The organism is Flammeovirga sp. OC4 (assembly GCF_000812565.1).
Classification (GTDB): domain Bacteria; phylum Bacteroidota; class Bacteroidia; order Cytophagales; family Flammeovirgaceae; genus Flammeovirga.
In genome coordinates this window covers 381093-396892 of record NZ_JTAM01000001.1, presented here as the reverse complement: position 1 = coordinate 396892, position 15800 = coordinate 381093, and the positions used below count along the sequence as shown (strand labels likewise).

Below are 15800 nucleotides of genomic sequence, written 5' to 3'. Positions count from 1 at the left end.
TGACGATAATTTAGTTTACAATGTACTAAGTCTCCACTATCAATTTTTAATTATTGTTTTTTCTTTGTTAATTTCGACTTTCAATTTTTTGATGAATTAAATAAGAAGTGGGTGAACTTCAGCCACTATTTTTTTAATAATATATTGCGCACTCTCAACTACTCTAAAATTATGAAATACTTCCTACTTTTAGCTTTCTCCTTATTGCTAATAAACATCTCTAGTTTTGCTCAAAAAGTAAAGAATGAGAAAGTAAAATTCAGTTATTTACAATACCCGTCAAAACCTTTTCCTAAAGCAGAAAGAAAAGTCAAGTTTACTACAGAATCATCAAATAAAGAGACTGTAGCTAAAATGAAAAAAGATTATGAAACAATCGTCGCTAATATTGACAAAAAGTATGCTGAGGATCTTGCCGATTTAAAAAGAAGACAAGCAGCTTATGATTCTTCATCAACAGGAAGTAAAATCATGTCTAATATCATATTGGGTGATGGTAGACCTTCAGATACTTTAGTTAAAAAGCAACCTTACCCGCTAACTCCTGTTTATCCAAAAGTGATAGATGGCTCAGCACAAGTACATTCTCGTATTTCTTTAAAAGGGATATCAGTAGATGAAAGTGCAGCAACGACTATTAAGTTTACTTTTCTTGGAATGGAACACACTGATCGTCAATTAGTGGTTGAAAATGATACTGTATATCATGGTTATGTGTATACGATTAAAAACCCTGTAAAAGTAACAGCAACTACTAAAGACGGAAATATTTTATACGATGGCTTTGTCAATGACTCTAATAACTTTACACGTGTAATTCGTGATGAAGAAAAAGATTCGGTACAGTTGGAAGAAATTTGGTTAAGAGAAAGAGTAACTGACATTCGTAAAAATGAAGATATGTTGCTAATGCTGACGATGAACAAGGCCAATGATTTATTGAACGATTTGTTTGGTTATGTTGTAAAGGAAAAAAGCATTAAAGTGTTTATGGGAGCGGAAAAAAAGAATATTTATCCAGAACATGCCGAAGCGTATAACAATGCAATATTAGGTTATCATTTATTGGAAAATGAATCAGATTTTAATAAAGCAAAAGAGTACTTGGATTTAGCAATTGCTGTTTGGGAGAAATCTTTGGAAGAAAAAAATACAGGAGATAAGAAAGCAAAGATTAATGCAAAAGTAGCGGGAGGTTTACATTTTAATATAGTAGCAGCAGCCTTATTCACTAGAGATTTTAAAAAGGTAGCAATACATTCTGCACAGTTAAAGGTGCTTGGAGAAGGCAAATACAAAAGACAACTTGCTTCAATAGATAAATTTATTGATGACTATAAAGCAAGATATACTGCTTACGTTACAGAAGCAGGAATGACAGAGTAAATTACTTTTCGCCTATACGTTTGAGTTCATGGACTCAAACAACCAAAGAAACCTCATGAAACGATACTTCGTTTTGATGAGGTTTTCTTTTTTATTGAACAAGTTTTTTGGGGGTAGTATTTCTTAAATTCTTCTCCAAAAATTGCAAAGCATTTAAGCGAAAAATCTTATCGATCGCAACTGAAGGAGCAATCTTATTTTGAGGTTGAAGAGGACATGTTGGTGAAGTAAAATAGTTTTTTGCATGCGTCACCAGATTACTATATAAACTTTCTGTCTCTTTCGCTGTCCAAAAGCCATTAAGAGGGTTAATAATACCATCATAATCACTTCCAATAGCCATATTATCCCAGATATTCGAAAGGTATGCTCGATCTAAAACTTCTACAAAATGTTGAATCTGATTCCAAAGTAATCTCGACCTGTTTCTCAACATTCCTCTTTTGGTGAAACTTTTAGGGACATTTTTGATATCCTTTATGAGCCTTCGTTCATCTAGTTGGAAACAAAAGAGCCCTTTGCTTTTGGCGATCTTGACCACTTCATCATCATAAAAATTGATTTCACCTCCCATAAAAGACCTCCCAACAGGAATGGCATTGATAGGGCTTTTGTGACTTTTCAATCCATTTAAAGCACCATGGCTAACAATAATGGGAATATTCTCATCCGGAAATTTATATTCTAAATATTGATAATAAGCATTTCGAGATTTGATATTCATGTGTTTTACATCAATCAAAATTCTATTCCCATTTTGGTTGTCAAGCAGCTTATCAATGACCTCATAACCTAAGGTGGTAATTCCTCTATCTAATCCATAATCTTGATTTGTAATCCAATCTACTATCCCTCTTAAAGAGGTGGCATGCCCGCAGAGTTCGTTCCAAAAATGATGGGCTACCGTCGCGTACAAAACTTTATGTTCCCATGCTTTTATCTTGTCTACATTGGCTTTGACTTCGAGTGGATTACATTTACTTTTTTTGGCGTTTAGACCTGTATTTAAGGAATGTAACCCTTCAATAGAGAGCACAATAAAGATGGTTTTAATACCATTTTGTAAGTGAATTTCTTTTTCAATCTCTTGATAGTGATTGACAATTTTATACCTCACTTTTTTATTTCTCACCGTTACAATCTTATTGTCGAGTTCCTTGTAAAACTCATATTCCAATTCAAGATCTTTAAAGTAGTTATCATGATCTTGAATAAACCCTATTCTTCTTTTACCAACGCCCATGGCTAGACTTCCTATGGTATTGGTGATGATGCCTTTCTTAAAACGGTTGATTAAAAAGCCTTTTTCAATAGGGTACATGGATGCACTGATGATGTGCACGTTACCTTCTGCTAAAGTCATTAAATCAGTTTGGGTAAACTTCGTTAAGGATGAAATAAGATTTAATACTTTCTTAAAAACATTGGGTTTAATTTGGTGAAATATACTATTGTTCTTTTTATAATTTTGATGGTTTCTTCCAGTAATTCTATTGTCATTGAAGCTTTGTCCAAGTGGTTTTAAAGCAGGGTGACAATGGAAGTCAATGAAAAATTTACTGTTCATAAATAGTTTTTGGTGTTGAAATAGGTTTCTTGAATAATCAGTAGTGGGTTGCTTCAATAATTGCAAACCTACTTTTTGTTTCGGGGTTAGTCACACAAATATTTTCACTGGTCAATAATCCTATTTGTGTGTGTTTTCTAAATAAATTGCAGGTCTTTTTTTTACTTATTCAGAATGTTATATGAATATACAAAAATTAATGTGAAATCTAATGTTGTTTTTTAAATTACTGAAAATAAATGGTTTAGTGTTTTTAGGTATTATGAATGGATATCGTTTATCCAAGCTATTTTATCACTCCATTTAAATTAAAGTGATAAAATAGCTTTAGGTGGGATAATCTAGTTTACAATGTAATTTGGTATACAGTAAACCAGATTATCATCAACTTTTATTCGCTCTTTCTACAAGCATTTATAGTATCTACTTTCAAGCTTCCTTCTTCTTCATTTTTGTCTTAACACAAAAACGAAGCAAAAAAGTCAAGGCTTAGAAGTCAAAAGCTAAATTCCATTTCTTTCGCCTAAATGATTTTAAACTCGCTAAAGCTCAAACAACAAAATCATTTTTAACGGCTCAATCCATGAAATTCTTCACGCTTTTCCCTTCAAGGCCGATTTAGATACTACTAAATGATTACAGATTAAATGAAAAAGGTTTTACAAATTATCTATTAAAATGTAGTACTGTAAGGGCGTTTTATTAAAACGTCCTCACGAACCATAATGCATAACAATTCACTATTCAATAGAGGAGTTGAAAGCTAACAAAAACTTAGTTTACAATATTACTCTATCTACACCATTACACCCTCTACTTTCTGACTGAAATTCTTTTTCATAAAACGTAAAGCATTCGCACGGAATATTTTGTCAATAGCTTCTGTTGGAGTTATTCGGTTTTTACCTTTTAAAGGACAATTGTTAGATTGTAGATAACTAGAAGCGTGTTTTACCAAATACTCAGAAAGACTAGCATATTCTTCTCCTGTCCAGAAACCATTTAATGGATTGACGACTCCATCAAAATCACTACCAATCGCCATATGATCCCATACATTGGTATAACCTCTAGCTTGTAACACCTCTACAAAATGTTGAATTTGTCTCCAAAGAAGTTGTGACTGATTAAATTTCATTTTATGCCTTGTCAGACCTTTTTTAATGTTTTTGGGGTCATCGATCAATCGTCTTTCATCAAGTTGAAAACAGAATATTCCATCACTTTCCACTATTTTAATGATTTCATCATCATAGAAATTGATTTCACCATCAAGAAACTGACTTCCTGTAGCATGATCATGTACAGGATTCTCAAAGTTTCGTCGACCATTTAGAGCACCATGACTTACGATTAAAGGAATATTTTCTGATGCATATTGCGTCGAAAGATGTTTATAATAAGCCGATCTTGACTTATGATTCATGTGCTTCAGGTCGATCAACATTCGTTTCTGAGTGGAGTTATCAAGCAACTTATCGATGACTTTATAACCTAAAGGAGTAATTCCTATATCCAAACCATGTTCTTGGTCTGTAGCCCAACCCACAATTCCACTTAGGGAAGGCGCCTGCCCACATAGTTCGTTCCAGAAATGATGGGCAAGTGTCACAAAAAAGATCGGGTGTTCCCAGTTTTTAATCGTCTCCAAGTTCCGAAGTACTTCTTGCTCGTCACAATTGCTTTCTTCCCAATCTAACCCCGTGTTGAGTGCATGCATTCCTTCCATGGATAAAACAATATAAATGCTTGTATATCCCGGTGTGGTCTCCATATTTTCGAGTTCATGATAACTACTAACGATTTTGTACTTCACCTTTTTACCTCGAATATCCACAACTTGATTATCCAATTGTTTGTAGAAGTCGTATTCCATTTCAAGGTCTGCAAAGTAATCACGATGTTCCTGAACATGATCAATACGTTTTTTACCAATTCCCATCGCTAAATTGGAAAGGGCGTCAGAGATGAGGCCAGTCTTCAGCTTATTGATCAAAAAGCCTTTTTCTACCGGATATAAAGCGGCACAAATAACGTGTACATCACCCTTGGCAAGCGTCTGTAAATCGGTTTGCGTAAATTTTGTCATGGTCGTGACAATGTTGAATAGCTTACTGATAGGATTCGTTTTTTTCTTATGAAATAGGCTGTTATTTTTTTTGAAATTAGGACTATTTTTCCCTTTTGTATCTGAATTATTGAAACTTTTTCCGAAGGGTTTCATGGAAGGATGACAATGGAAGTCAATGTAGATTTTCTTATTCATTGCGAAAAGTAATATTTTGATGAAGTTTTTGTCTGTTCGAATTAGTCTGACAAAATTCATAAAAAATATTCTTTTTTTAATGATAATCCTTACCAGTGATTAAAAAAATACAAAAAAGCACCTCAAACCATTTTTAATGATCTGAGGTGCTCTTGAGATGTATAGAAAAACTGAACTAGACTATTGAGGGTTTTTAAGGTTGAAAACAAATTCACCACCTTCATGTCCAACATTCTTTAAAGGTTTTCCCTGAGGTTCCTGCATGGTGTTACTCATTACAGATTGTCTTACATAAAGTGCCAAGCTTGAGATCGTTAATTTCTCATTGGGGTTGTTGACAAGGTATTTTGTAAGATAAAGGTTAAATGGACTATGTTCCCCTGCATTACCATCAGAAACTTCTGTTAATCCACCTGAAGATAAGCCCCATCTTGATTTAAAGGATTCAACACGGTCAGCATACATCATACCTCTTGAGGTACTAGCGAACATTGAACCTGAGAAACATGCATCTGAAATCAGTAAAGTATGTTTTGTTTTTAATGCTTTGATATATTTTAAGATCGTTCCATTCGGTAAGTATTGAGACATATCATCTTGTGTCATTGCAGCGTTGACCGGAACCCAGTAACCTTCTTCTGTAAACTCATCATAGTAGCCATGTCCTGAGTAGTAAATTAGTACTTTGTCTTCTTCACCTACTTTTGTTGCTAGTTCTCTGACTAGTTTGTTGATTTCTGATTTATTCACTTGCTCATTATAAAGTTCAAAGACATTGGCTTGATCATAATGATAATGTTCCAATAAGACTTTTTTGAAATTTTGAGCATCGTTCACTGCATTGGCTAAAGGCGTCCAGCTCGTATAGTTGTTACAAGCAATTAATACGAGGTAGTTTGTACCTTTTTGTACTGTTTTGGCTACAACAGCACCTGCATCATCAGCGCCAGATTGATCCAAGCTTAACATGAATTCTTGCATGTCAGAGCGGTTTCTTAAGGAATCTTGCACCATCACTCTAAACTTGTTCTGAGGAGCCTTAATTGCTTTAAATCCTCTTGAAACGGCATTGGGTTTTGCGTAGCTTACTTCAATTTCTACATCCATTCCATCACCTGGCTCAATATTCTTTAGCTTTACAGATCTGTCGAAGTTTAGTCCAGGAACAGACATCGAAGCTAAAAGTTTAACTGTAGGAGAGAAAGAAGTTCCTTTTCCCCAGTTGTCTACACGAAGTTTTATTTTGCCAGATCCACCTTTTGAAAGCGTTGTTACACCACCATCATACACAAATTGCAGGTCAGACATTACTAATTCAGCCGGTAAAAGCTTTTCAGCAGGTTTCTTTTCTTTAGCAACGGCTACAGCAGGAGTAGGTACAACAGGCGTTGTTGGAGTGGCCACTGAAGGTGTAGTTGTAGGAACTGAGGCATCTTCTTTTTGAGGAGTTTCAGTGATGTCTACATTTCTTTCGTTACTACTTTTCTCGGGTTGAGTTGTCGTGGCAGCAAGAGATGGAGTTGAAACAATGGCACCAACTGTAGGTGTTCCTACATTGATCTCCCTTGCTTGAGGACTCACGTTATCATTAAAAGAAACAATACTATTGTCTTGTGTTTTTACAGAGGCCATCGTCTCCATCATATTTTGAATATGATCAATGAGGACTAATGTAGTTTGCAGGAATTCAAATGCATCCGTTGCATGTTTGTCACCTGAAGCTGCTTTATCAATAAAAGGTTTGGCCTTCTTTAATAAATCAAGTGCTTCTTGGTTCATAGCGGCACTTTGACTTTCAAATTCTTCCAAACTCAAGTGATTCAATCTATTGATTTCACCTACAGCCTTGTTATAATAAATAGTGCCAATATTGTAGTTGGCATCTAAATGATCTGGATCTTTTTCCAAAGCCTTATTATACATTTCTAAGGCATCATCAATTTTTTCATTTTGCTGATAAATAACCCCTAACGTATATGGAAATTCAGCATTTTCGGCTATCGGAACTAATTCTTCCAACAATTTAGTGGCCTCTTCAATTTTATTTTGTTCAAAATATATTGAAAGAAGTGGGCCACCATACATTTCAGCATTATGAGGATAATTCCTCAGTCCTTCTTTTAGCTGTTCTTCCGAAACATTTTCGCCTAAAGAGGCTTGGAACATAATTTCAGAATACTCATTGAAAGTAGGAGAGGTGTATTTGAATACCGAATTAAACTCACTTTTCAATTTTTCAAAAGAAGCATTGTCGTTGGCATAAGCTGCGGCTAAAGCTCCTTCTAAATAAGCAACAGAATCAGTCGGTAACGTTTCTTTTGCCTTAATATAATCTTGTAAAGCATTTCCAAACTCGTCAAGTTCGTACCATTCACGAGCATTCTTCATGTGCTTTTCCCATACTTGTTCAACGGTTTGTGCTTTTGCATTAAAAACACAAAAAGAGAAAAGTAGAAGTAGATGATAAAATTTAATTTTACTTTCCATTATTGAATGTTTTTTTCAACCACTTTTAGGTTGTTTATTTTTAGTGTGATAAGCATTATCTCACTTTTACTGTAGTCTTGATAATTTCTATAATCACCCTTTACCCCAATGAGGTTTAGTGTATTGTCATAATCGGTAAGAGCAAAAATAGTTTGATAGGATTCACTTGAACTAAGAACAGTACCATTAATAGGTGTTCCATAATAGTCTAGCTTCAGAATCCCTGTATTAAATGAGCCAAAATTACTTTGTGTACCGGTCAATACTCTTGATCCATCTAAATTAGAGAGCTTGTTAATATTGGCCACCACTAAATACTCATTAGGTAAAGCAATGATTTCATTGACCATTCCTTGCATCATTAAGTTGGTGTTCCAAAGTACTTCTCCATCCACTTTGATGTTTTGAATGTTCAAAGTGTCGTAAGTATTAATATTGTTTTTTGATCGGCCTTTATAGGCTACTAAATAACTTTTTTGCTCTTGCATGTATTGGAATACTCGTGGGTATTTATTGCTGAATAAAGACATCTCTCTCAACAATTTGCCTGATCTTTGTTCAAGAATCAAAACTTTATTGTTTAAAGTTAGCTGATTTTCTCCCACTTTTACCCCTTGTACAGTGACCATAAGGTGCAATGAACCACCTTTTATGTTGATATATGGAATATCAATAGTCGGTAATCCCTGATATTCACCTTTCTTATATGGATATCTTGTTACCCAAGTAATTTCATTAGCAGAGTCTAGGTCAGCCACAAAGACTTCTAAAGATTTTTCATCCTTTATGGTACCAATTAATAACTTATGATCATCTTTACTCGGGCGAACATGCAAAGTGTTGATCCTTCGTACCAAAAATTCATTACTTTCATGAATAGGTTCTAAGCTTATAGAGTCTTTTTCATAAGTTACGAAATCTGCAGAATCTGCTAGGGTAGAAGAAAAGTAATTGACAATTATTTCTTTCAATAACTTCTCCGCGTTTTGTTGTTGTTCATCGATAAACCTCTTCTCATTTGAGATGTAAAGAGGTAGATTATCATTGTATTTTGATTCGAAATACTTGGCGTGTTTTTTATATCCAACACTTTCTTTGTCTGTTGGAATACTGTTGATTCGGTCTTTCGCCTTTTCACTTTCTGTCCAAACGTCTGCCTGAGACCTGATGTATTTTAAATCTCCTTTTAGTCCTGAGTTGATCACCTTAGAATAAGCAATCTGATTTAAAAGGTTGATTTTTTGTTCTTTGTACTCGTAAATATTGACAGGGTAGGCATTAGGATCATATTTTTTGATTTTACCTACTGTGTAAAGGTCCAAATAAAAACGTTCTTCGCTTGGTGTTGCTGTATTTTGTTTTTGAAGTACTAATGCTTCTAGTTTTTCATCATAACTAGTCACCATTGAGCGCATCGAGATGATTTCATCTTTGTAGAATTGTAATACTTCATCATACCATTTTGAGTAATCCCACAAACGAATATCATCTGTTAAGAAGCTTGTTCTTGTAAGCCCATGAATTCTGTAGTCCTCAATTGGAAGAACACTGTAAGTGGTAGTATACCCTTCCATTGGGTGTACTTCTAATGCCTTTTTGTAAAGCTCAAAATAGAAAAGACTCTTTTTGTAATGCGTTTTCATCGGAGCCATTTTTTCAAAAAGAGAATCATACTCCGCCATGATATACAATTCCTTGATGGTAGGGTAGGTACCACAAACATCTCTGAAAATCTCGTTGGCAATCAAGTACTCATTAATACTAGCCTTAAAATTGAGGTAGATACTATCTACTTCTACTTTTTGTTCTGCTAACACCTCTTTTCTACGTTTCAATTCATTGTGAATGTGGTTCATATTCACTTTTTCATCCGGAAGTGAGTCATTAGCAGGGAATTTCAAAAACTCCATATAATAACGTTTCCCTTTTTTCTTTACTTCTTTTTCATCTAATCGAGCTTCAAACAACTCAATGTATCGAAGTGCGGAGTCACAAGTAGAATGAATGGCTTGGTACTCTCTGAGCACATCAAAGTCATTGATGCGTTGGAAGTAATAATCACTTACTTGAAAAACAGGGTTCAACTCTAACGGTTGATACGTTATGACTTTTTTCAAGTCTTGAAGTGTATAATCGTTGATTCTTGAATCAAATGTAGGTTTGAACAGAGGAAAAAACTTTTTATAATCTAAATCCTCATATTTTTCTCTTTCTGCTTTTGTTGCTTCGTCTTCTTCTACTTTTTGTTGAGCAAATACAACGCTATGCCAACCAAGAAGGAACAGCATCAAGAGTAAAGAAATTTCTTTCGATATATTTTTGCTAAAAGTCTTCATTACTTACTTTATTATCTTAGTTGTTGACAGAAAGAACCATTAATTCAACCCTTCTATTTTTAGCCTTATTTTCTTCAGTATCATTGGCCACTGCGGGTTGTGTTTCACCGTACCCCTTTGGTACTAGTCTTGATTTTGGAATCCCAAATTGCATCACGTACATAGCAACACTTTTTGCTCTATTTTCAGACAATTTCATGTTGTATCGATCACTTCCTACATCATCTGTATGTGCTGCCAATTCAACCGTAATATTAGGATTATCCTTCATCAGTTTTACCAAACGTTTTAACTCTCGGTAACTACTTTCAATAATTTCAGATGAATTTGATTCAAACAAGATGTCTTTTAGAGGTAGCTTTGTATTCGGTTTTAATTCGGTAAGTGCTACATCAAAATTTTTCTTAGTACCGGCTTTTAACTTTGAAGAGAAGAAAGAGTAACCTCTTGGACTTCGTACTTCTACTTGATAGTTGGCTCCATCTCTTACCTCTACTTTATACTTACCATCTTCACCTTTTTCTGCTGCGATAGCAATTCTTTCGTCTGTATCAGTATTATGAAGAATAATCATAGCTTGAAGACCTTGTGCGGTGACAGCATCTTCAATATTGAATTCCATTTCGATTTTTACAGGATTTAATTCAATTGATTTTTCAAAAGACTGATAAAGTAAGAAACCTGTTAGGTCAAATTGGAAGGATTGAGGTTTGAAGTTTTCTTTCGTAATCGTAACTTCATACTTATCGTTTAAAGGCAATGCTAATTGATAGGTCTTATTTTCCTGTTGAAAAGAAACTGAACTTAAGAATTGCTGTGTGGTAAGACTTTTTACTTTAATATCAGCCGGAATTTTATGCATGATATCTGCATCAAAAACCTCCAAATTAAGCGTTGCAGTACTAAACAATCCAAAGTCTTTTTCTTCTCTTGCATAATGATCTAAACTCATTAAGTTTTCAGAGAAAATGGTTGTGGAGTAGCCTTCTTTATTGACCGTGATTTCGTAATCAATACCTTCTGTTAACACCAGTGCAAATTGACCATCTTCGGCTACAGGTATTTCAAAAAGTTTTTCCGTTGTCGAACGATCTCTTACAATAAATGAAGCTTGAACAGGAGTATTGTTGGCTATATCGAATATTCTACCTTGGATAGTTTTGCTTTTATATTGCTTGAATTCCTCCGGAATATAAACCGTGAAAATATCTTCTTGTCCTTTCTCTTCGGGGAACTTCTTTAATACTTTTGGGTCAACAGCCCCTCTGTTTAGGAAGTAAAGGTCCTCGCCAGATGCTGAAATTGAAGCATAAAGGTCAGCCGTTTTCGTATTTACAAAGTGCATATTAATAGGTTCTGACCATTCGCCATTAAAGCCTAGTTTACTCATCCATAAATCATAATCACCTTTACCACCTGCACGAATGGAAGAAAAAATCAACGTTCTACCGTCTGAAAGTATTCTTGGTGCTTTTTCACAACCAATATTGATAGGAGCCGGTAGAGCTTCAGGTTCTCCCCACTTACCATCACTTTGTTTGTGAGAAACCATAATCTCAAAGCAATTGGAACCATTTTCAGATTGTACGGTGTCCATTCTCATAAAATACATTTGTTGACCGTCTGCAGTAACGGATGGGAAACTTTCATGAAATTTCGAGTTGATCGGAGCACCAATATTTTTAGGGGCACTCCATTTGTCCCCAATCCTTGTAGAGTAATAAATATCTTCAGCCCCAATACCATCGTCAAAGTGTGCAAAATAGTATAATGTATTACCGTCATAGGAGATGGAAGGTCCACCAATTAGATCGTTTTCTGAACCATAATTATTCACACTATCAACCCCAACAGGGTCAGACCAGGTTTTACCTTCGTCTTTAGTAATTGTTTCGTAAATACCCCATTGTCTATTCTCTCCTCTATTCGCTTGAAATATCAGTATATTACCTTCCGCATTCAAAGAAGGAGCATACTCTCTATACATTGGAGAACTAACATTGTCTGGTAATTTGATTTGTTTTTTATTCTGAGCTTGAGCGAAAGAAAAAGTACTCAGACCTAAAAGTAATGTAAGCGATAACCATATAACTTTAGTATAGCTTTTTATATACTTATATAATGGCATAGAATCGATCATAATTGATACTAGACGTTAAAGAAGTTGTTGTAATAGTTGTGCACTTAGCATGAAATCTAAATAGCAATCATGCAAATTTATTAATAATGTTAAAAATAGAATGACATCTATAAGCCTTATTTGAATTAATTCGCTGGTAGGGTAGTGATTAATACCCTTTTTTCCGCAAATGCCACTTCATTGGCTCCCTCTATTTCACTATTTTCAATAATTACTTTTCTATTTTTTGCATTGATTGTTTCAATATCATCATTAATAAAAACGTAACCTTGTTGGTTTGTAGTATTTAGAGGTTCAAAGTTTCCACCTGTTTTTGCAAAAGCTTGAAGTGTTTCAATTCCAAAAGGAGGATAGCATTGAAATTCTTGGCTTACTTTTACCATTTGATTTACTTGATGTTGACCAATGGTATAGTTATCCAATAGTAATACTTTTGTTCCATCTGCCATGTGATAAATAAACCTTACTTTACAAGGTCGGTTTGCTTTTACGTATAATGACATGATATCTCCCATAGCGAAAATGGGACTGTTGTTTCCTTTATTGGTGATGACCTCTAATGATAAACCACTATTCTCAATCACATCACTCGAGAATTGCTGTTGTACCATCATGGCCTGCTGTAGGTTTTGAGGCTTGTAAGAGAGGTTGTTTAAGGCTTCAATACTGATTTTACTTTCAGAACTACCAATAATACTTTTGGTCGCAATATCTCTTAAAATTGAAATGACTGAAAGTTGGCCTTCATTTTCCCATATCGTACCAGTAATCACATATTTGTTAGAGGGGCTTTCAGAGTTTGTTACTTTAAACATTCCTTCAGCACTCAAAGATAGTTCAAGAAGTTGATTGAGTTTTCTTGAAAATTTACTACCCATTTTAGTGTCTTCAAATGTAAAGTTTTCTAATAATAAACCTTGATTAGAAACTTTGATTTGGTCTGAAAGCGTTGATGAGATCTCATTGGCTAATTCGTTTACAGATGCAATTTCTCTATTGTTCAATTGAGCCATAAGTTGAGAAACCTCTGTTTCTAGCAATAAAAACTCTTCATAATCTAATCCAACTTTATCGCCTAAAGTGATGGAAACAGAATACAGCTCTTCAATTTCACGGAATGTAGGTAAAACACGCCTTAAAGCTTTTTTTGCTAAGGCTGAATTTCCTGCACTGATATTATTCTCAGCTTGCTGTTTGGTACTTTTGATTTTTTCGATGTAAGTCGATATTCTAGTCCTGTTGCTTTGAAGTAATTCTTTGATATTGACATAAGCAAAAACATACAGAATCAATTTTTTCTCATCATAATGTGTTTCCACTTTGACCCCTGAAAGACTTACATTTGAAAAGGAAGTACTGTTTTGTTTGAAATTTTCGTAAGACGCACCACTCGCGGAGCCAATGTCTAGTTTACTCACACTTTCAATTCGAACAGATACACTTTCTGCAAGCTCATTTTGTGCTAACTGCTTTAAGTTTTTCAGGTTTTCTTCCTTGAGTTCTACTGTTGTATTCTCAGCGACTTGAAATCCAACTAAGAATTTATCTTTCGGGAAATAAGCCTCTCTATATTCTCTTCTAATCCATGTTGGGTCTCCTTTTTTTAAGGGCGAGAAAGCAAAACTAAGTAGAGGTAATAATACACACAACGTAACATGTAACAGCTTTTTGGATGTTTGCATATAGATGATTGTATATTGAAGTTATGAACAGTAAAAAAATCTAATTGTAAATATATGAAAACGCAATATCATATAATAATTTATAATGTTATTCTATGAAAGAACTGGATATTTATTATTGTTTTCTTTTTATTTGTTGAGCATTTTATAAATGAATATTTTTTCATTTAATTAGATGTTATTTTACCAATAATAGTAGGTAAAGTCTGATCGTTCTTTTATGGAATGTAAAGATCTCCTACGCGACAACACACATAAATAAACACAATAATAATTGATGAACAAGATTTCAGTAATCGGTTCGGGAACGATGGGTAACGGAATAGCCCATGTTTTTGCTCAAAATGGGTATGATGTTTCACTTGTTGACATTAACGAACAGGCACTAGACAAGGCGATTGCCACTATTTCAAAGAATCTAGATCGCTTAATCAAAAAGGAAAAGATCACAGAAGAGGTGAAAATACAAACGTTGAATAACCTCACAACCTTTACTTCATTAGAAGAGGGTGTTGCTGATGCTGACCTAGTGGTAGAAGCAGCTACAGAAAATGTTGAAATTAAGCTTCAAATTTTTAGAGATCTAGATCGTTTCACTAAGCCTTCTGCAATTTTAGCTTCCAATACATCTTCAATTTCCATTACAAAAATTGGAGCTGTCACAAAAAGACCTGAACAAGTCATCGGTATGCACTTTATGAATCCTGTACCTATGATGAAATTGGTAGAAGTGATCAATGGCTATTTAACTTCAAAAGAGGTAACAGATCAAGTCATAGCGGTTTCCAAAAAGATCCATAAGGTACCAGTTCCTGCTAATGATTATGCAGGTTTTGTGGCAAATAGAATTTTAATGCCAATGATTAATGAGGCAATAATCTCGCTACAAAACGGAGTAGCAGGTGTGAGTGAAATTGATACCATCATGAAATTGGGAATGGCTCACCCTATGGGTCCACTTCAATTAGCCGATTTTATCGGATTGGATGTTTGCTTATCCATCATGAAGGTTTTACAAGATGGGTTAGGTGATGATAAATATGCTCCATCTCCTTTATTAGTGAATATGGTAGAAGCTGGAATCTTAGGTGTGAAATCTGGAGAAGGATTTTATGATTGGGTGAAAGGTAATAATAAAGAATTGGTGGTTAGTTCACGTTTTGAATAAAAAGGTGTTCAAACCCTATCAAATACATCAGTCTTAAGATAAAAAAAGTGGGGATTAATGACCAATCATCAATCCCCACTTTTTTTATTTGATTTTTAGCATTATTGCTGCTGCGTCTTTACATAGGTCTCAGCAAGTGGTCCAAGATTTAGTACATCATAAATTTGCCATCCGGTAGGTGTTTTTCTAAATTTTACGAGTACATCATTTGTTTCTGTAGCTCCATCAAGTTGAAGAACAAAAGTGATTTCAGCTTGATTTTCAGAGATCTTTCTATCTTTTGTGCCTTTGAAATTGGCACCATCTCCATTCGCAATGGCCATTAGACCTAACACTTCAGCACTGATACTCATTTCAGTGGGGATTTCAATCTTCCCTTGCTCAATACTGTTTCTAATTTCTTGTTTTACCATTTCAATAATAGAGGGACGCATAAAGGCAATCAGCCCTGTTGCTATATCCAATTCTCCGTTATTTTTTGTGGTCATATATTCTAAGTATTGATCGATTACACTATTGACTACTTGATCAACGTCAACACATTCATTAAACGTCTGTAAGTCCTTATTGTCAATTGATCTTTTTATCTTAATAAAGGTCATTTCAGGCGAATCGCTTTGAAAATAAAAGTAGGCTCCACCACCTATTAAAAGTACTACTAAAACACCTAAAAGTATTTGAACTGTTTTTTTATTCATTCTATTGTGATTTCATTTCTAAGCATAAATAAACAAAAACAGCACTTGAAATCATATTCCAAATGCTGTT

The 15800-nt window shown here is 34.4% G+C and carries 9 protein-coding genes; 2 read left to right on the top strand and 7 right to left on the bottom strand.

Features of this window, described 5'->3' with window-relative positions; translation table 11 throughout:
* Positions 1–171 precede the first annotated feature (171 nt).
* Complete coding sequence (locus PL77_RS01660) at positions 172–1386, top strand: hypothetical protein (RefSeq protein ID WP_044200964.1); 1215 nt, start codon at positions 172–174, stop codon at positions 1384–1386.
* 91 nt (positions 1387–1477) lie between these two features.
* Here the strand turns inward: PL77_RS01660 and PL77_RS01655 are convergent, their stop codons facing one another.
* The 6 genes from PL77_RS01655 to PL77_RS01625 all read right to left on the bottom strand — a co-directional run bounded on the left by PL77_RS01655 (position 1478) and on the right by PL77_RS01625 (position 13864).
* On the bottom strand, positions 1478–2953 hold the full coding sequence (locus PL77_RS01655) for a membrane dipeptidase (protein ID WP_044200962.1): 1476 nt from the start codon (positions 2951–2953) through the stop codon (positions 1478–1480).
* A 796-nt stretch (positions 2954–3749) separates the two neighbouring features.
* Complete coding sequence (locus PL77_RS01650) at positions 3750–5219, bottom strand: membrane dipeptidase (RefSeq protein WP_044201055.1); 1470 nt, start codon at positions 5217–5219, stop codon at positions 3750–3752.
* Between the two features lie 180 nt (positions 5220–5399).
* Positions 5400–7706, bottom strand: coding sequence for a caspase family protein (locus tag PL77_RS01645; RefSeq protein ID WP_044200960.1), 2307 nt, complete (start codon positions 7704–7706; stop codon positions 5400–5402).
* Positions 7706–10042, bottom strand: coding sequence for a hypothetical protein (locus PL77_RS01640; RefSeq protein WP_044200958.1), 2337 nt, complete (start codon positions 10040–10042; stop codon positions 7706–7708). Before PL77_RS01640 ends, PL77_RS01645 begins: the two co-directional genes overlap by 1 nt.
* 16 nt (positions 10043–10058) lie before the next feature.
* Positions 10059–12182, bottom strand: coding sequence for an OmpA family protein (locus tag PL77_RS30105; RefSeq protein WP_052444086.1), 2124 nt, complete (start codon positions 12180–12182; stop codon positions 10059–10061).
* Between the two features lie 125 nt (positions 12183–12307).
* Positions 12308–13864: a hypothetical protein gene (locus PL77_RS01625; RefSeq protein WP_044200956.1), complete on the bottom strand. Its 1557-nt coding sequence runs from the start codon at positions 13862–13864 to the stop codon at positions 12308–12310.
* Positions 13865–14141: 277 nt separating this feature from the next.
* Here PL77_RS01625 and PL77_RS01620 point away from each other — a divergent pair, with 277 nt between their 5' ends.
* Positions 14142–15032, top strand: a complete 891-nt coding sequence (locus tag PL77_RS01620; RefSeq protein ID WP_044200954.1) for a 3-hydroxyacyl-CoA dehydrogenase family protein — start codon at positions 14142–14144, stop codon at positions 15030–15032.
* 101 nt (positions 15033–15133) lie between these two features.
* On the opposite strand, the gene PL77_RS01615 is transcribed toward PL77_RS01620, so the two are convergent.
* Positions 15134–15730 (bottom strand): hypothetical protein, encoded by a 597-nt coding sequence (locus PL77_RS01615; RefSeq protein WP_044200952.1) that lies wholly within the window; start codon positions 15728–15730, stop codon positions 15134–15136.
* Positions 15731–15800 lie beyond the last annotated feature (70 nt).